At 58.7% G+C, this 18,733-nt stretch carries 16 protein-coding genes; 7 read left to right on the forward strand and 9 right to left on the reverse strand.

All coding sequences use genetic code 11. From position 1 onward, the window contains the following. Positions 1-249 precede the first annotated feature (249 nt). Both ABIE49_RS40000 and ABIE49_RS40005 read right to left on the reverse strand, forming a co-directional pair. A complete protein-coding gene (locus tag ABIE49_RS40000; protein ID WP_502915860.1) occupies positions 250-1,080 on the reverse strand; it encodes a DUF1214 domain-containing protein in 831 nt (276 codons plus the stop codon). Between the two features lie 46 nt (positions 1,081-1,126). Further along, positions 1,127-1,594 carry a DUF1254 domain-containing protein gene (locus ABIE49_RS40005; RefSeq protein WP_502915861.1) on the reverse strand — a complete coding sequence of 156 codons (468 nt, stop codon included), beginning with the start codon at positions 1,592-1,594 and terminating at the stop codon, positions 1,127-1,129. Positions 1,595-1,973: 379 nt separating this feature from the next. Between ABIE49_RS40005 and ABIE49_RS03820 the strand changes: the two genes are divergently transcribed. The 3 genes from ABIE49_RS03820 (at position 1,974) to ABIE49_RS03830 (ending at position 6,143) form a co-directional block, all read left to right on the forward strand. Beyond that, positions 1,974-3,083, forward strand: coding sequence for an HlyD family secretion protein (locus ABIE49_RS03820; protein ID WP_192733640.1), 1,110 nt, complete (start codon positions 1,974-1,976; stop codon positions 3,081-3,083). 346 nt (positions 3,084-3,429) lie between these two features. After that, positions 3,430-4,407, forward strand: coding sequence for a formylglycine-generating enzyme family protein (locus ABIE49_RS03825; RefSeq protein WP_502915979.1), 978 nt, complete (start codon positions 3,430-3,432; stop codon positions 4,405-4,407). 104 nt (positions 4,408-4,511) lie between these two features. Continuing rightward, positions 4,512-6,143, forward strand: a complete 1,632-nt coding sequence (locus tag ABIE49_RS03830) for an arylsulfatase (RefSeq protein WP_192734238.1) — start codon at positions 4,512-4,514, stop codon at positions 6,141-6,143. 128 nt (positions 6,144-6,271) lie between these two features. On the opposite strand, the gene ABIE49_RS03835 is transcribed toward ABIE49_RS03830, so the two are convergent. From ABIE49_RS03835 to ABIE49_RS03865, 7 genes are all read right to left on the reverse strand, one after another. Next, on the reverse strand, positions 6,272-7,324 hold the full coding sequence (locus tag ABIE49_RS03835; RefSeq protein WP_192733641.1) for a SphA family protein: 1,053 nt from the start codon (positions 7,322-7,324) through the stop codon (positions 6,272-6,274). A 174-nt stretch (positions 7,325-7,498) separates the two neighbouring features. Further along, complete coding sequence (locus ABIE49_RS03840; RefSeq protein WP_192733642.1) at positions 7,499-8,974, reverse strand: arylsulfatase; 1,476 nt, start codon at positions 8,972-8,974, stop codon at positions 7,499-7,501. 36 nt (positions 8,975-9,010) lie between these two features. Beyond that, the gene (locus ABIE49_RS03845) at positions 9,011-9,586 is read right to left on the reverse strand and encodes a hypothetical protein (RefSeq protein ID WP_354066576.1); all 576 of its coding nucleotides are present in this window, start codon (positions 9,584-9,586) and stop codon (positions 9,011-9,013) included. Then, entirely contained in the window at positions 9,547-9,948 is a 402-nt protein-coding gene (locus ABIE49_RS03850) for a hypothetical protein (protein WP_354066577.1), read from the reverse strand. The genes ABIE49_RS03845 and ABIE49_RS03850 overlap by 40 nt, the downstream gene beginning before the upstream one ends. 52 nt (positions 9,949-10,000) lie before the next feature. Next, positions 10,001-11,596, reverse strand: coding sequence for an arylsulfatase (locus tag ABIE49_RS03855; RefSeq protein ID WP_192733643.1), 1,596 nt, complete (start codon positions 11,594-11,596; stop codon positions 10,001-10,003). Between the two features lie 123 nt (positions 11,597-11,719). Then, complete coding sequence (locus ABIE49_RS03860) at positions 11,720-13,396, reverse strand: arylsulfatase (RefSeq protein ID WP_502915862.1); 1,677 nt, start codon at positions 13,394-13,396, stop codon at positions 11,720-11,722. Positions 13,397-13,517: 121 nt separating this feature from the next. Next, a complete protein-coding gene (locus ABIE49_RS03865; protein ID WP_502915980.1) occupies positions 13,518-14,489 on the reverse strand; it encodes a formylglycine-generating enzyme family protein in 972 nt (323 codons plus the stop codon). 553 nt (positions 14,490-15,042) lie between these two features. On the opposite strand from ABIE49_RS03865, the gene ABIE49_RS03870 reads away from it, so the two are divergent. The 4 genes from ABIE49_RS03870 to ABIE49_RS03885 all read left to right on the forward strand — a co-directional run bounded on the left by ABIE49_RS03870 (position 15,043) and on the right by ABIE49_RS03885 (position 18,696). Then, complete coding sequence (locus ABIE49_RS03870) at positions 15,043-17,268, forward strand: sensor histidine kinase (protein WP_192733645.1); 2,226 nt, start codon at positions 15,043-15,045, stop codon at positions 17,266-17,268. Beyond that, positions 17,265-17,879: a response regulator transcription factor gene (locus tag ABIE49_RS03875; protein ID WP_192733646.1), complete on the forward strand. Its 615-nt coding sequence runs from the start codon at positions 17,265-17,267 to the stop codon at positions 17,877-17,879. The genes ABIE49_RS03870 and ABIE49_RS03875 overlap by 4 nt, the downstream gene beginning before the upstream one ends. 66 nt (positions 17,880-17,945) lie before the next feature. After that, complete coding sequence (locus tag ABIE49_RS03880; RefSeq protein WP_192733647.1) at positions 17,946-18,326, forward strand: response regulator transcription factor; 381 nt, start codon at positions 17,946-17,948, stop codon at positions 18,324-18,326. Positions 18,327-18,381: 55 nt separating this feature from the next. Beyond that, positions 18,382-18,696, forward strand: a complete 315-nt coding sequence (locus tag ABIE49_RS03885; RefSeq protein WP_192733648.1) for a hypothetical protein — start codon at positions 18,382-18,384, stop codon at positions 18,694-18,696. Positions 18,697-18,733 lie beyond the last annotated feature (37 nt).

An 18,733-nucleotide genomic window follows, 5' to 3' on the forward strand; every position in this document is an offset into this window, starting at 1 on the left:
CAAATCAAAGCATGTCAGCTATGGGGTCATTTTCTGAAGTCAGCACCCGCATGGGCGAGGTCTGCTCTGCCCCCGCGAGCGGACATTAACAGCCCGCGCGACATGTCCGAAAAGTGCCGCCAACAGCAGCCATGAAACCGCGCGACATTTGCAAGGCGGTCACAAAGCAGAACCCCAGGCTTTAAGGCCGGGGTTCTAATGGGGAACTTATCCGCACTATTTTCACCGCCCGGCATCCGCAGGCTAACGTCACTTCACCTTCTCAATGTCGCCCGGCTTCCAACTCTTGTCGATGGCGGCTTCGGTCGGGCCGTAGAGCCTGAGGATGGCAAAATACCCCCCGCCCGGCACGGTTTCGAGCCAGTTACCGGCCTTGCCATCGGGGGCTTTGGGACCGAGGTAAAGGGCCGTGCTGCCGTCCGCATTCTGTGCCGGCTTGTCGCGCGAGAGCGACGGAAATGGTTGGCCATTGGCGAGACCTGAGGCGTTCTCGGCTTCGTAGAGCGTCACTGACCAGAAGTTGGCGGCGGGAATGTTCGGCGGCAGGTTGATCTTGTAGTTCGAACTGCCCGCGAATGGCGTGCCGGTGCTATCGGTGAAGGCGACAACGTATTTCGCGCCCTTTCCCGGAGTTTGAGATATCATGCCTGGGCTTATCGAGTAGTAATCGGTGAAGAACCGGATGCGCGTATTCAGGTCGAGGTAGTTCCCGGCCGTGCGTCGCCATTGCAGATCGAACGGCCCACCCGGATTAGCGGGAGTGCCATCAGCGATCGGGTTGAGCCAGCGGCGATCAGGATACTGACGGAATGATCTGCCGCTTACGACTTCTTCAAATCCAATGACCCGGCTCATCTTGTAGCCAATCTTGGCGGCGCGATCGAGAATCTCGCGCGTCTGCGCATCGGGTGAAAACGCTTGGCCCTTGACGATGCCGATCGCCGCCAGCATGCCGAGCCAATCGGGAACTGCGAGATTGTCGCCCTCCCGGTCCGCGAGCTGCTTGAGCTGGTCGAACGCGCTGCCGTCGCTGATCGGCAGCATGTTGGCCGGGACACCGGAAGCATCGGGGAACTTCATCGGCTTAGCGGTGGACTCGCCGTTCAGGGGATAGATCTTCGTCTTTTCAAGATGCGCGACGGCGGGCGCAAGATTCTTCGGGTCCTGATAAAATCCACGCAGGCCGTTGGGCTTCTCGCCCTTCCAGTTTTGGGCCAACCATCAGATAAAAGCCCGGCTTGGTGCCGTACTGCTTGCCGATTTCGGAGAACTCGTCGGTCCGCGCATCATAATGCGCATAGACCCAGAAACGATCTTTGAAGTCCGGGACCTGAAAGACGATGGGTTCTTTATCCAGGTCCATGAAGCCCGCGCCATAGACCACATCCTGATTTGTGCAGGTTACAAACGTCTGCTCCGGGCTGATATAATTGGTCAGCATGGCGTTCCGGCCGTATGCGATCGGCAGCTCGCCCCCTAGCAGGCCGGGTTCGGGCGCTGCGGCAAACGCTTTGGCCCGATTGAAGTTATTGATCAGCGGCCAGCCCCACAGGTAGGCAGCACGTCCTACCGAACGTACGTAGGCCGTGGTCATGGCGGTGCCGCTCGGCGGGCTGGGAACTTGCGCGGCGGTTGTGGGATCGGGACCTGCTGCGCCAGAGCCTTACCCGCCAGCATCAGGAAGGCCGTCCCGGCGCCGAGCAGAGGGAATAGGGATCGGCGATCGATATCCCCGATCCGGGTGACATCGGGTGGTGTCGTAAAGCTCCTTGGACATGTTTAAGCTCCCACCAAAGCGTTGCAGGGCAAGGGTAGCGTGGGATCGCAACCACCAGAATTGGACCGAAGGGCAACAGCCTGGGGATGTAGGTCCAAAGGGCAATTTTATTAGGACAAGATTCTCGTCACGATCCCTTCGCTGCGCATAGCGAAGTTCTTCCAGCCTGTTCGGGTCAACGAAGATAGGGACTGTCGTGCTTATAATTCTGTGCCTCTACGCCGTAGCGCTTTGGCTTGTGTTCTCAAAATTCAAGATCGTTCGTTGGGGCTGGCTGTCGGGAGCGATTTCGATTTCCATCGGTGCATTGATCCTTGCCACGTTCCTGGCGCTTTTCAATTATTTGACGCCATCCGGCAAGGTCACCGTGACCGGACGGGTCGTCGAAGTAACGCCAAACGTGAGCGGCCAGATCGTTGCTATTCCAGTCAAACCAAACGTGCCGGTAAAGACTGGTGACGTTCTGTTCCAGATCGACTCCGCACCGTTCCAGTTTAAAGTAGATCACCTGAGAGCGTCGCTGGCTGCTGCGCAACAGCAAACTCACATATTGAAGTCAACCTACGACCAGGCGAGCGCCACGGTTGCCGGACTGGAAGCCCAGGTCAAATTCAATGCGCAGCGCCTGAAGGACATTCAGAAGCTATTTGAGAGCGGGGCGAACACCGAGTTCAGGGAGCAAGACACCCAGGTTCAGTTCGAGACCGTGTCTGCACAGCTCGGCGCAGCCAAGGCCGCCCAACAGAGCGCGAAATTTGCACTAGACTCCGAGATTGGGGGTGTGAACACCACGGTCGCTCAAATTCGGGCGCAGCTGGATAATGCCGAGTGGGAATTGTCCCAGACTACGGTTCGAGCGCCAGCCGACGGCTACGTAACGCTCGTAACATTGACGGTCGGTGATCGTGCGCTGCAAGCCCGCTCGCTACTTTCATTTGTAGTTGAAAACGAGATCACAATTATCGGGATGTTCTCACAAAACGGTTTCCAAACGATCAGGGTTGGCGCGCCGGTCGATCTCGTCTTCGATAACGCTCCCGGCCGCATTTATCACGCCAAGATCACCGCTATCCCAAAGGGCATAGGTCAGGGCCAAGTCGCAGTATCTGGAACTCTTGCTCGAACGACGGCCCTCGGTGGAACGGCCGCCTTTCCAGCAGAAATATCCGTGCCCGACCAATTGAGCCGAGATTCGCTCCGGCTCGGAATGTCCGGCAATGCTACGGCCTATGCTCAAAAGGCGGGTGTTATCGGACTTCTGGCCTCCATTCTCGTCTGGATCAGTTCTTATACCGCCTATCTCTAGCGAGTGCCGGAGACAATGATGGAGCGAAAGTCAATTCGTACTCTCGCGCTGCCGCCGGCGCACCTCCTCCAGGTCGCGATCAAGTAATAACCGAGGAAGATGCGAAGCACGGCCATTGCCGTGACCCGCGCTCCCTCTCAGAGATCGAGGCTTCGGCTATGTGGCCGGAAGTCAGAATTTCTTGTCGCATTCTATCGACCTCGGAGTGGCATCGATTCTTGTATTGGACCAGGGTCCAATATCCCGTGAAGAGATCGCCCAGTAGGGTGATCTTCCGGTGCTTGCGTTTTCGGCGACAGAGTTGGGAGTCATTCCTGGTATGACGGCGCTCTTTCCAGAAGCCGCGATGACAATCGACGCTTCCATCGATAATGCCATTTCCAGCAACGCTCGGATGATCTGGATACCCGGCGGCACTTTTCGCATGGGGTCGGACAGACATTACCCCGAAGAAGCTCCGGCGCACCGCGTCACCGTCGATGGTTTCTGGGTAGACCGCTATCCGGTGACGAACGGACAGTTTCGCAAATTCGTGAGCGCCACGGGCCACGTTACGTTTGCGGAAGTGACGCCCGATCCTTTGCATTATCCTGACGCCCTTCCCGAGCTCATTTTCGCAGGTTCATTGGTTTTCGTTCCACCGAAGCGTCTGTCGAACGCTCAAGACTGGAGTCAGTGGTGGAGCCTCATGCGGGGAGCCAATTGGCGACATCCTTACGGGCCCGACAGCCACATCGAAGGACTTGATGACCATCCTGTTGTTCATATCAACTATGATGATGCGCTGGCATTTGCGAGTTGGGCCGGCAAGGCGCTACCGACGGAAGCCGAATGGGAGTTCGCGGCCCGCGGAGGACTTGTGTCCGCCGAATTCGCCTGGGGAGACGAGTTCGTACCTGGCGGGCGCCACATGGCCAACACCTGGCAAGGAAACTTTCCTGCCGAGAATTCCCTAAACGACGGATTCGCTCGCACTTCGCCCGTGAACGCATTTCCACCGAATGGTTTTGGCGTCCATGACATGATTGGCAATACATGGGAGTGGACCGCTGACTGGTACTCGCCGAAACACAAAGCCGATGCCAAGAAGACCTGCTGCATTCCGCACAATCCGCGCGGGGGCCGCGAAGAGGAAAGCTTCGATCCGCACCACCCAGCTGGCAAGTTTCCGCGCAAAGTTATCAAGGGTGGCTCGCATCTTTGTGCGCCTAATTATTGCCGCCGCTATCGCCCCGCAGCGCGGCATGCCGAGCCTGTCGATACGTCGACGAGCCATCTCGGATTTCGTTGTGTCCGAAGATCGTCGTGCGACCGGATGCGCTGACGTCGTCAAACGGGAGCAAGAGAATGACAACATTCAACGAAAGAGCTGCGAGCGCGACTAGCGGCCGCGGCGTCAGCCGACGCAATGCTTTGCTTGCCGGTACCATGCTGGCGGCCGCCTTTGCCCTGGACGGACCCCAATTCAGCCAGGCGCAAGCTCAGCAGAGCAAGCCGAACATCATCATGATCATATCAGACGACACCGGCGTCGGTGACCTTGGGCCGTACGGCGGTGGCGAGGGCCGCGGCATGCCGACGCCCAACATCGACCGGCTGGCCAGCGAGGGCATGCAGTTCCACTCATTCTACGCGCAGCCAAGCTGCACCCCGGGCCGCGCGGCCATGCAGACTGGCCGTATTCCGAACCGCAGCGGCATGACGACCGTGGCTTTCCAGGGCCAAGGCGGCGGCCTGCCGGCGGCGGAGTGGACGCTCGCATCCGTGCTCAAGACCGGCGGCTACAAGACTTTCTTCACCGGCAAGTGGCATTTGGGCGAAGCCGACTACGCGCTTCCCAATGCACAGGGCTACGATGAGATGAAGTATTGCGGCCTCTATCATCTCAACGCCTACACTTACGCCGACCCGACGTGGTTTCCCGACATGTCTCCCGAACTGCGCGCGATGTTTGCGCGCGTCACCAAGGGCGCGCTGTCAGGCAACGCCGGCCAGCCGGTGCGTGAGGAATTCAAGATCAACGGGCAGTATGTCGACACACCCGTGATAAACGGCAAGGAAGGGGTGGTGGGAATTCCCTTCTTCGACGGCTACGTGGAAAAGGCGGCGATCGAATATCTGGATCGTAACGCGAACTCGCGCGAACCGATCTTCATGAGCATTAACTTCATGAAGGTGCACCAGCCCAACATGCCTCACCCCGACTACATCCATAAATCCTTGTCCAAGAGCAAGTATGCTGATTCCGTGGTCGAACTTGATGCGCGAATCGGCCGCATCATGGACAAGATCCGCTCGCTTCCAAATGCCAACAATACGCTGGTGTTCTACACCACCGATAACGGCGCATGGCAGGATGTCTATCCCGACGCCGGCTACACGCCGTTCCGCGGCACCAAGGGCACCGTGCGCGAGGGCGGCAACCGAGTTCCTGCAATTGCCTGGATGCCCGGCAAGATCAAGCCGAACGCGAAGAATCACGAGATCCTTGGCGGCCTTGACCTGATGGCTACCTTTGCGGCCGTCGGAGGCGCCAAGCTTCCGACACAGGATCGCGCCGGACAGCCGATCATGTTCGACAGCTACGACATGTCGCCTGTCCTGTTTGGCACCGGCAAGTCACCGCGCAACGAGTGGTTCTACTTCACCGAAAACGAGCTTTCACCCGGAGCTGCGCGCGTCGGCAACTACAAGGCGGTGTTCAATCTGCGCGGCGATGACGGCGCGTCGACCGGCGGTCTCGCCGTCGACACCAATCTGGGCTGGAAGGGTGCGGAGAAGTATGTCGCCACCGTCCCCCAGGTGTTTGATCTTTGGCAGGATCCACAGGAGCGCTACGACATCTTCATGAACAACTATACGGAGCGTACGTGGACCCTGGTAACCATCAGCGAAGCGATCAAGAACCTGATGAAAACCTACGTCCAGTATCCCCCTCGCAAGCTGCAAAGTGAGAGCTACACCGGTCCGCTCACGCTGTCGGAATACGAACGATTCCAGAGCGTCCGCGAGTCGCTTGCCAAGGAAGGCATCAAGCTGCCGATGCCTACGGGCAACTGATGGATATGACGGAAACCGACGGCGCCCTAGTGGCGCCGTCCTCGCCGAGCAGGTGGCCCATCCGCACCACGTCGGGTCCAGACCGACGCGTTGATGGGGATCCATCGGGGTCAAATCACCGCGAAGCCCTACTTCGTAATCGAATGCCTCGTTGGTGTAACTGTTGACGTAGGCGCGGCGTTCGAGATCGCGAACGTCAACCACACGTTCCACCCTTCGGGCCGGTTTTCCGCGGCGAACTCCTTGTAGCCCTTGAGATTCAAATATCCCTGCTTGTCTCCAACCGGGAACAGATAGCCGAGCTGTGGTCCCAAGCCGAAAACGCGCGACTTGAATCCGCCAAGGAAAGGCGCGGCTCCGAAGTCGTCCGTTACTTGCTGATATGCATATCCGACCGCGCCGACAAAAAGCTGCTTGGACAAAAAGTGTGACGCGCCCCAGTCAAAATGGAAGTCGATGCCATTTTGATATTGCGTGGTCGGGTTCTTGAAATTGTACGTGAAGCCGCCAACGCCGGAAAATTCGACCCCTGACGCTGGGTTGAGGTAGGTGTATCCGGCGCCGAAGTCGATGCCACCATGCCCGATACCGATGTTCGACAGCCGTGTGGATTCGTAAGCTCCGACCGGAATATCGCCGAACCCATAGACCATATAATTGTGGACGCCCTGATTCCATTTCAGCGTCACCAGCGGATAGAGATCGCCGACGCCGGTCAATGAATCTGACAGAACGCCATTTCGCGTCGCGACGATGGGGCCGACCTGTGCGGTCAGCGTTCCGGCGATGCTTGTGTCGAGATTACCGACAACTCCGATCACACCTATGGCGAGCTGGCCGCCGAGCACAGGCGTCGCGAAGGTGTAGGTTGGTGAGATGAACAAGAGATCGCCGCGGGCGCTAAGATTGGCGTTGAGATTGACGTTCGCCGTCGCCGGGACCTGGCCAATCTGGATTTGCCGCGCTGCGGCGACATTTCCGGAGGCTCCTACAGTGGTGTGATAGCCCACCACCCCGAGCGACCATCCCGGGGTAACGGGGGCAGCAGCAAGGCTTCCGAATTGGCCCGGAAGCCAAAGCGACACCCCGTTCTCGTCCGCACTGGATACCTGAGACTGAAGCGCCAACGCCGCGGCAGCGATGAATGTCATCCGGCAAATATTCGAGGAAGTGATTTTCATTTCGAACCTCCCAAACTGCGCCAACACCTCGGCAAACTAGAACAGAATAGCGCTTTAAAGTCTGTGGTTTTGCAGACACAGACTGCACCAGAAACTAGTTTAATCCGGCATGCAGCGACAGCGCGTATTGCGCCGCCGCAGAAGCACGGTCTCCCTCACCAGATCTGCTGCGAATTACCTCGCACCATCGGATGGCCTATAGGGGTCTGGGGTGCCAACCTTGATCGGAGGGTATTTCTTGAAACTTATCTCCAGTTCGCTGATGATCCTGACTGCGGGATCGGCGACCCAGGAGTTTTGCGCCCCAACATCGCGCTCCTCCTTCCGGTCGGTTAGTAGATTGATGATCTTTGGCAACGGTAACTTCTGCGGCGAGGCGTACATGTTCTCCTGCCAGATGAAATGCACCTTCCAGTTTCGCCATTTGACGGCTGAAAGGCGGTCGGCGACGTAGGCCGGGAAGCCTTCGCGGTTGGAAGCTTCCTGTTTGCCGAGAAAGAAGTCCAACTGATCTACACCGTCGATCGGACGATCCTTCGGGACATCCGCGCCTCCAACGCGCGCAAACGTCGTGAAAAGGTCAACGACGTGGACGATTTCGTTGCTCACCCGACCCGCTCGCACCTGGCCCGGCCAGCGAATGATGAACGGCGCTCGCAGCGAGCCTTCCATCGCCGTGAAATACGTCCCGCGCCAGGGCCCGCTGTCCCCTTCCCAGGGATGGGTTGCCTCGGGGCCGTTGTCGCTGGCGAACACGACGAGTGTGTCGTTTTCGATGCCCGCTTGTTTGATGGCATCGAGGATTTGTCCGGTACGGTGGTCCATCTCAGCCAGACAATCGGCCCAATCGCCGTTGCCGGTCTTGCCTGCGAATTCCGGATTTGGAAGCGTCGGCATGTGAACCTGCGCGAACGGAACGTAGGCGTAGAACGGCTTGCCTGCGCCGGCGTTGCGCTTGATGAATTCGACCGCTCGTGTCGTGATTTCCGCGTCCATAGTGCGACGGCGATCCACGTCCAGCACCGCAACCTGCTGCGGTTTTTCACCCTTGCGCGCTGCATAAATATGCTCGGGATGAACGACATTCGCATTCCAGCCCTGCTTGTTCCCGACCGACGGCCACACGCTCCTGGTTTCGTTGAGCGACGGCCACATCGCCTCGTCATACGTGCGCGGGATGCCATACCACTCGTCAAATCCCTGGTTTGTCGGCATCCTGTCTTCGGCGCTTCCGAGGTGCCATTTGCCCCAAATACCAGTCGCGTAACCCTGCGCCGATAGCAGCTCCGCGATGGTGACCTCCCACAGTGTCAGGCCATCAGGAACCGCACCGATCGGGACTTCGTAAGTGCCGGAACGGATGGCAAAACGGCCGGTCAGGAGAGCTGACCGAGACGGTGTGCATTGTGCTTCGACGTTGAAATTGAGCAGACGCATTCCCTCGCCGGCGAGGGCGTCAATCCGCGGAGTAGCTGCGCCGCGCAGGATTCCACCGCCATAGACGCCCAACTCGCCATAACCCAAATTGTCCATGAGAATAACGACAATGTTCGGTTTCTTCGGCTGCTGCGCAGCCGCGGGCAAGCTGGCAATCGTCATGCCAAGGAGTGAAGCTATCGAACTGAGCAGGACACGCCTCTTTTTCGTCATTGTTGCGCTCCCGGGTCCAATCAATCTGTCGGCCTCCTACTCAACAGCAAAAATCCGCTTCCAGTCACGTTTCATGTCGACCACGATCCACTTGTTCACCGCCGCGAGCGGAACTCGTACGAACGGATTCATGGCTGATTCCTTCAGCTGAAGATTCGTGCCACCCTTTTCAATCGCCAATGCTGCGCAGTCCTCAGTAACAAGGCGGATAGGGATAATAGCCGCAGGTGGCCCCATAGGAGGGATAGTGCTGGCTGCCGCCGCACCCAATGCAGCCCCGCCCACCGCGGCGGCACCGACCGCTGCAGCAGCGTAACTTCCGCAAGCGCCGCGAGCGACGTTGGGACGACGCCAGATGCCGGCGGCGCCGACTCCCCCGACCCCTGCGTAGCCGCCCCGGAAGCCCGCCGCGTGAAAGCCCTCCATGCCGCCCGCGTGGAAGCCACCAGCGTGAAAGCCGCCGAAACCGAAGCGGTCGATGAACAATGCCGCGGGCCCATCGCCGCCGGAATGATCACCTTCGAGCACATCCACGTCGAAGGTCACCCGGTCGCCCTCGAGCTTCGCTGTCTTCAACACCACGAAGGCATCCTGGATTTTCGACCCGTCCATGCTGAACACCGAGACGTGGCGTTCGGCGGATCCTTGGTAAAGCTCTCATCGCTGGCAGTGGTTGGCGACCATTCCTCCACCAGGGCAGTCGTGAGCGAATGCCCTGCAGCCCGCGACGGCTGGTCCGCGAAAACGATCGAGTTGGGCGCCACGCCGGTGAGTGTCAGTTTCCCACCCTGCAGGCTGGCGCCGCGTGCGTTCATCACGATCAACGACGGCACAATCTGCGGCTTGGCCTGGCCGATCGTCTTCTGCAGCGGCTCGTGCATCGGCGTCGAAGGCGTGGTCTGGGCCAGCGCAGGTGCTGTCCCGTACAGCAGGAGGGCGATAATCATGCAGCCAGTTCGGCTCTTGACGGTCATGATGAACTCCTCGCGTTTTCGCTACTCGCGTCCAATCGGAATCATCCTGAATTCAATTGCTGGACGGTGGATTCCTTAGCTTTTCCATCGCCTGTTCGACGGAGAATGAGCCCGGTCTTTGTCTCGGCGGAAACTGCTGGAAACTCATGAGGTGCTGTCCCACGATCGCCTGAGCCGGAACGAGTACAAATGCATGCTCGACGAACCACCGGACGTAATCGCCGGCTTCGTGTTGGGCTCGCTCGAACGGGTCGGATCGGAGGTTGAAGAGCGATGGCAAGCGAAGCTGCACCATCGGCTGCGACCACACGGCGAACCCATGCGCCTTCTGCTCCATGAACACTGCCTTCCATTGGTCGTAACGAAGGCCGGCGAGGTTTCCGTCGTCGGTCCAGTAGAAGAACTCGCGGCGCTTGTTGGCGCCCTTCCGGGCGAGAAGGTCGCGTTGATCGTATCCGTCGAGGTGGACCTTGAAGTTCTTGCTGCCGGCATCGTAGCCCACCAGCAGCTTTGTCTTGATGTCGGGCTCGCCTGCCGCCGCGACCAGTGTTGTCGCCCAGTCCTCCGCTGAAAACACGTCGTTGATCTCGGTTCGCGGAGGCACCAGCCCGGGCCAGCGTACCATCGCCGGAACGCGATAGCCGCCTTCCCAATTGGTGTTCTTCTCGCCCTTGAATGGCGTGGTTCCGCCATCGGGCCACGAAAATGTCTCGGCCCCGTTGTCGGTCGTGTAAATGACGACCGTGTTGTTGGCTATGCCGAGGTCGTCGAGCTTCTTTAGAATCTGCCCGACCTGCCCGTCATGCTCCGCCATGCCGTCAGGATAGATTCCGAGACCTGTCTTTCCCTGGGATTCGGCCTTGAGACGCGTCCAGATATGCATCCGGCTTGGATTGAACCATACAAAGAATGGCTTCTTGTCTCGGTTTGCTCGTTCGATGAAATCAGTCGAAGCGCCGAGGAATTCCTCGTCGATCGTTTCCATGCGTTTTTTGGTGAGCGGCCCGGTATCCTCGCACTTCTGCTTGCCCCAGGGACCGAAGCGCGGATCATCGCCCGGTGTGTCAACCGTTGTCGCCACACATTTCATGACGCCGCGAGGGCCAAACTGAGCTCTGAACGCAGGATTTTTCGGATAGTCTGGATGTTCCGGCTCGTCTTCGGCATTCAGATGATAAAGGTTGCCGAAGAACTCGTCGAAGCCATGCACTGTGGGCAAGAATTCGTTGCGGTCGCCGAGATGGTTTTTGCCGAATTGCCCTGTCACATAGCCCTGCGGCTTGAGCAGGTCGGCAATGGTCGGATCCTTTCCCGACAGGCCCTCTTTCGCTCCCGGCAAGCCCACCTTCAATAGTCCAGTTCGCAATGGACTCTGGCCGGTGATGAACGCCGCGCGGCCAGCGGTGCAGGATTGTTGCCCGTAGTAGTCCGTAAAGATCGCCCCCTCGTTCGCAATGCGGTCGATGTTGGGCGTGCGGTAGCCCATCATGCCGCGGTTGTAGGCGCTGATGTTCCAGTAGCCGATGTCATCGCCCATGATGACGAGGATGTTTGGCTTTTGCTGTTGCGCGGATAGCGGGGACACGACTGCTGTTGTAGCTGCCACTGATGCCAGGAGGCCAAGGCAGGCGCGTCGAAAGATGTTCATGAGCGTTTCCTCTGATTGTCGCCGCTGTCACCGTACCGGCGCACGCCTCGGGCGTTAGCCGAACCCGAGCAAGTTGATCGGCGGGCGCCGGGAGTGACGCCCGCCAAATCAGTATTGGACAATCTAGTCGCTGCGGCCGGCAGTTTTGGCGTGCTTGATCTGTTGGATCACCTGATCGAGGTTGTAGCTCGCCGGGTCCTGGAGCGGCGGGTACGCAGCATAGGTCTCCAGCTCCTTGAGCCAAAGCGCCTGGCCGATAGGCAGCATGTTCCAGTCGTAGACGTAGGCTGTTGAGGCGGACCCGATGGTGCCGCCCATGCCCATCAGCGTCTTGTATTGCGAACCAATCGAGGTCTCGAAAGGATCACGCTTGATGTTGACGACCTGGGCCCAGTGATAGGGAAGCGCACCGGCAATGAAGCCCGCCGGGTTGTCGGACACCATCGTGAAGTAGATCTTCCAGTTCTTGTAGCGGACCGCCGACGGGTCCTTGCCCGAATAGTAGAAGAAGGTATCGCGCGCCGACTTTTCCGAACGTCCGGAAAGGTACTCCGTCTGATCGACACCATCGAGAGTCGTCTTCACGATGCCGGGATAGCTTCCGGCCTCGATCTGCTTCTTCAGTCCATCGCCCTTCTGGCCGCCGGCGATGTTGACCAGCGTCGGAAGCCAGTCGAGTGCCGCGAAGATGTCGTTCTTGATGGTACCGGGTCTGATGACCCCCGGCCAGCGAACGAGTGCCGGAGCGCGCATGCCGCCTTCCCAGGTGCTCAGCTTGCCGCCCTTGAACGGTGTGGTGCCGCCGTCCGGAAAGGTGATGGTCTCGGCGCCGTTGTCAGTCGTGAACACGACGATCGTGTTGTCGAGTGCGCCCATGTCCTGGAGCTTCTTGAGGACGACGCCGATGTTGTCATCAAGCTGCTTCATGCCGGCTTCGTTGAGGCCCCAGTCCTTGCCGCCGGGTTCGCCGATCATGCCCGCATACTTGTCATTCAGCACGGTCGTGATGTGCATGCGCGCAGGATTATACCAGGCGAAGAACGGCTTGTTGGTCTTCTTCGGATCGTTGCGATCGAGGAAATCGACGACCTTGGCCGAGATTTCCTCGTCGATACCCTTCGATCGTTCGAGCGTCAGTGGTCCCTCGTCCTTGCATGTCATGTTCTTGGCGGTGCCGTCGGATTTGCACGACAGCACGGGGCGCGGCGGTGTCAGGCAAATGGCCGTTTTCGGATCGACCGCGCCCGGTACTTCCGCAAGACCCGGAATCGGCGTGTTCTTGCATGGCAGCGCCACCGCCTGCTGGGTCGGCGTCTTGTTGATGTCCGGGAAGCTCACGCCTTGCATGGCGTCGAGATGGTACAGGTAGCCCCAGAATTCCTGGAAGCCGTGCGCGGTCGGCAGCGCGTCGGTGTGATCACCGAGATGGTTCTTGCCAAACTCGCCGGTGTTATAGCCGAGATCAAGCAGGAACTTGGCGAGCGCCGGGGTGCCGGGCCGCAGATAGGACGGGCTGCCTGGAAGTTGCGGAGGGATCATGCCGGTGCGCAGCGGATGCATGCCGGTGAAGAAGGCGTTTCGGCCCGCCGTGCAGCTCTGCTCGGCATAGTAGTGCGTGAATATCGCGCCTTCATTGCCGATGCGATCGATGTTGGGCGTCTCGCCGACCATCAAGCCGCGATGGTAGATGCTCGGCTGGTAGAGACCGATGTCGTCGCCCATGATGAAGAGAATGTTTGGCTTCGCCGGCGTTTGCGCCGCGGCCGGCGTGCTGACGGGACCGGCCAACGGTATCATCATCGTAGCGCTCAGAAGCGCGGCACAAGAGCGCCTAAGCCACCCCGACTGTCTGGGTGGTGGTGTTTCGATCGAAGGCCGCTTGTCATCGAAGATGGAAGCTAACATGATGTCTTTCTCCCGTTTATGACGCATCAGGCGCTCCTCGCCGGATGCATCGAAAGCCAAGATGACTCGTTGAAGTATCGACCGGCTCCGCATGGCGCGCTGCCGGCCGGTAGCGTCGGCAGTAATTCGGCGCGCACAAATGCGAGCCGCCCTTGATGACCTTTCGTGCAATCTCCACGTTGGTTGTTCTGGGGTCGTAGCTGTCGGTCTCGCAGCCGCCGCGCGGATTCTGCGGAATGCAGCAGGCCTTCGCAGCATCGGCCTGATGTTTTTGCGAGTACCAGTCGGCAGTCCATTCCCAGACGTTGCCGATCATGTCGTGGAGTCCGTATCCGTTGGATGGGAATGCGGTAACCGGCGAGGTGCGCTCGAAGCCGTCGGCATTGACGTTCTGACGCGGGAATTCACCCTGCCAGGTATTTGCCATGTGACGCCCGGCCGGCGTGAATTCATCACCCCAGGCAAATTCGGCAGCCTCGAGCCCGCCGCGTGCCGCAAATTCCCATTCCGCTTCGGTTGGAAGATCCTTGCCCGCCCAAGTCGCGTAGGCGAGCGCATCACTGAAGGCCACATGCACGACGGGGTGATCCTCCAGCCCACGGATGTTGCTTCCGGGCCCGTAGGGATGCCGCCATTGCGCGCCCTTGGCGAACGTCCACCACTGGCTGAAGTCCCGGAGGCTGACCGGATGGTTGGGCGGCAAGAACATCAGCGAGCCCGCGTAGACCATGTGCGGGAGCATTCCCGGATAATCCTTGGGGTCAGGCGTGATCTCGGCGACGGTGACGTGCCTGGTAGCCCTGACAAACTCCCTGAATTGCCGATTTGTCACGGGATAGCGGTCGATCCAGAAGCCATCTACGGTGACGCGATGCGCCGGCGCTTCTTCGGGATAATGCCTGTCCGATCCCATGCGAAAAGTGCCGCCGGGTATCCAGATCATCCCTTCGCCTTGCGAGGAGGCGTTATCAAAGGATGCATCGGCCATTGCCGCAAGTGCAGGGAAAAGCGCCGACATTTTGGAACGTGCCTCCCGACGATCGCCAAAACAGCAATCGAGACGGACGCACGCTACGTAGGAGCCCTGTCACAAGCTATTGGACCGTGGTCCAACATCGGACGATTTTAGCTGCTGTCATTATTCGGGCGCGCCCGGCAGCACCACCCGTGCGGGTGATATTGCGGTAACATCGTCGGCTGTTTTCGTCAGACGAAATATTAGCTATCCGAACAGCTGACGGCGCTTGAGCCATTCGTTCGTACGCATAGTGAGATGCGTGCCACGTCGCTATGCATTTTGTGCCACGATCCCGCGGGGACGCCCGATTTGAGCTCAGCGACTGCTGAAAGCGCCTATCCGCGATCGATAGCTGCATAGGCATATTCCGCTCGAAATCGCCTTGCCAAAAAATCCCAACGGAAGAAATCGGTTGCGCTCGCAAATTCATGGTATGTTGCATAGTGCTATCGCTGGACCGCCCGGGCAGATTTCATCAATTTGTGCGTTTGTAAATGTAGCGTATTGAGTGCGCCTTTTCAAAATGACCACGACGCGCAGTGCCTTGTGGAGCATTGGACTCCTTTTTTTGCTCGCGGGGGAAACCTGCGCTGCGGAGCATCCGCGTGTTCTTATGCTGCACGGCTTCAATTACTCATTTCCAGCCACCAGCCTGATAGCAGACGCGGCTCGAAAGCGGCTGGTCGAGCACTCGAAATCAGTTGAGATCGACGCCGAATTTCTCGATCTAGCCCGGAATCCGGACGAACCCCATGAGCTGCGAACGGCGGCATTTATTCGCGACAAGTACGGCAAGAATCCACCGGATTTGGTGATGGCGCTTGGCAGCGCCGCACTGCCGTTCGTCGTCAAGCATCGAGACCTTTTTCCCAAGGTCCCGGTCGTATTCGCATCCATCTCGCCGCAGACCTATGCGGCGTTGCGACCGCCACCGGGGATTACCGGAATTGTTACCGCGTTCGATTTGGCGAAGACGCTATCGCTGGCGGAGCGGCTGCAACCGGAGGCTCGTCGCCTGTACGTCATCGCCGGTAGCGGCGAGGCGGATCGGCGCTGGCAATTAAGTGCTCGCAAGGTCATCGAGCAGCAAGGCAGCAAGTTCGAGACGACTTTCCTGTTTGAACTTCCCTTTGCCGAACTCTTTGCTGAATTGTCGAAGGTACCCAAAGATGCGATCGTGATCGTTCTGACTGTTTTCGTCGACGGTGACGGCAAGACCTTCGTTCCGGCACAGATTGCCGCCGATTTGGCCAGGCTGTCACCTGCCCCGGTTTACGGGCCTTACGATACGTTTATCGGCGGCGGCGCGGTCGGCGGCTTTGTCGAGACGTTCGAATCGATCGGCAACGCAGCGGCTGAAATGGCCATCGAAATCATGAAGGGCGCCGATCCGGCGACGCTGGCACCTCGAACAAATCCCGCCCAGCATTACCGCGTCGATTACCGGGCAATGGAGCGCTGGAATCTGAAGGAAGGAGATCTGCCTCCCGGCACCGTCGTCTTGTTCAAGCCACCGACGATCTGGGACGAACATCGGGGCACCGTCCTTGCGGCACTTTCCGTGCTCGGTCTGCAAACGGCCTTTCTGGGTGCGTTGCTGATTCAATGGCGCAGGAGGCAGCGCGCCGAACAACTGCTCAAGGTTAGCGACGACCGGATGACCTTTGCCGCCGCTGCGGCAAATATCGGGCTCTGGCAGTTTGACCGGGATACGGACAAGTTGTGGGTCACCGAACATTGCAGGACGCTGTTCGGACTGCCGCGAAATACGCCATTTAGCCGAGAGGCACTCCTCGCGACGGTTCATCCGGATGATTTCGAAATCGCAAACAGCGCGATTCGGAGGTCAATCAGAACGGAGCGATCTGCCGCGAGCGACGTGCGAATTGTCTTGCCGGACGGCAAGTTACGTTGGATCCGCATGCGCGCCCGCTCTTATGCGGAACGCGACGGTGAGCCAAAGCAATCAGGCGGCATTTTCGTCGACATCACCGACCAAAAATCAGCCGAAGCCGAGACCGCCCTGCAGCGCCTGGAAATTGAGCACCTGATGCGGGTGTCTGTCTTGGGCGCACTCTCCGGTTCAATAGCCCATGAAATCAACCAACCGCTCACGGCGATACTGTCAAACGCCCAGGCGGCCCTGCACTTGTTGGGACAGAAATCGCCGGACCTCAAGGAGATCCGGGATGCCCTTCACGATATCGTTCATGAAGACAACCGCGCCGGCGCAGTGATTCAGCGCCTCCGTCACCTCCTGAAGAAAGGCGAGCGAAAGCTGGAATCGGTCAACATCAATGACCTTGTCCGTTCGACAGCCGCCCTGCTCCACAGCGAACTAATCGGCCGGGAAATCAGCATCCGGTTCGACCTGGAGAACAGGCTATTCCTGACGACGGGAGATTCCGTTCAATTGCAGCAGGTTCTGCTTAATCTCGTAATGAACGGAATGGATGCTATGGCCGCGACCCCGGTCGATCAGCGGCATATTCTGATATCGACCCGCGGGATGGAAAGCGGATCAGTTGAGGTATGCATAAAGGATCGAGGGCACGGCATTCGTGCTTTGGAAAATGGACGTTTATTCGAACCGTTCTATACTACAAAGGAACACGGTCTCGGTCTCGGACTCGCGATCTGCTTGGCCATCGTAGAGGCACATGGCGGGCGGCTTACTCTCCTGAACGACGCAAGCGGGGGCGCGATCGCAATGCTTTCCTTACCGAGCTGGGAGGCTACGACGTCATGACAGATGAATTTACTGTCTATTTGGTCGACGACGATGCCGGTGTGCTGAAAGGATTGTCGCGATTGCTTCGCGCCAAGGGATATGGAGTTCGGGCCTACTCCTCTCCGCAAGAATTCCTCCAGCAACACGACCCAGAGGCCCCTGGTTGCGCCGTATTAGACGTTGCTATGCCGGGCCTGAACGGTCTTGGCCTGCAGCAGGCGCTGACTGCTCGGGGCTCACACCGACCAGTGATATTCATTACAGGAAAGGGCGACGTTCCAACCAGTGTGAGCGCCATGAAGGCCGGCGCGCTGGATTTTTTGATCAAGCCAGTCAAGGACACGGATTTGCTCGAAGCAATTCAGCGCGCGAAGACCCACGATGCCGAGCACCGACTGGCCGACTCAGAACTGGGCTCAATCCAGGCGAAGATCAGCACGCTAACACCGCGAGAACGCGAAGTGCTCGTCCACGTGGTCGCCGGCCGGCTCAACAAGCAAATTGCCTGCGATCTTGGTACCGTAGAAAAGACCATCAAGGTGCACCGCGGCAGGATGATGGAAAAGCTGGGTGTTCGAGGCGTTGCCGATCTGGTCCGGCTGGCTGAAAAGGCCCGGATTGCTAGATAGAAATCCGTGCCTTATTGGACCAAGGGTCAACTCGACCGGCAACGGAACCGGGCGCATTAATCATCAATGTCGGAGGTTTCTCCTTGGATTGCTGTGGTCGACGATGATCCGGCCGTGCTCAAGGCGCTGAGCAGGCTGCTGCGATCCCATGGGTACAAGGTTCACACATACGTATCAGGGCAGGAGTTTCTTGCTTCGTTGCCTGACGGACTTCCCGATTGCCTGATTGTCGATCTCCAGATGCCCGTAATGGGCGGTCAGGAGCTGCGAGAACATCTCATACACAATGGCTACATTATCCCGACGATCATGATCACGGCTCATCACGACGCGGCCATGGGTCAGGAGAACCTTCGATTCGCAGATCTTCTGTTGAAGCCCCTTCAGGATAGCACCTTACTTGCCGCCATCGATCGAGCGATCATTGCTCCTCGCGCGGATAGCTAGTGCTTGGTTCGGGAAGGCTCTTTGAACGACACCGGATACGAATGGAGATACGAGGATGCCTATTTCGATTTCGATGATCGCCTTGAGCTCGCAACTTGTCGTCACCGTCGCCGATCGGGTGCCGACGTTCGACATTGTACGGAACTGCAAACTCGACATTGCTGCAACGGCCGGACTTACAGTCGACCAATCACTGAAGTCCTGCGTCAACGATGAAACGAGGGCCCGGCAGCAGCTCGGAAGCCAGTGGTCAAAGTTTTCCCCATCCAGCAAGTCAAGTTGCATCTCCCAGGAGAGCATTGGGGGCACGCCGAGCTATGTCAGCCTGCAAACTTGCCTCCAGATGGATGTATGGGTGAAGACGAGATAGCCGGCAACCGCTGTATTGCGCACGTTGTTAAATCGAC

This window comes from Bradyrhizobium sp. OAE829, assembly GCF_040546575.1.
Lineage (GTDB): Bacteria > Pseudomonadota > Alphaproteobacteria > Rhizobiales > Xanthobacteraceae > Bradyrhizobium.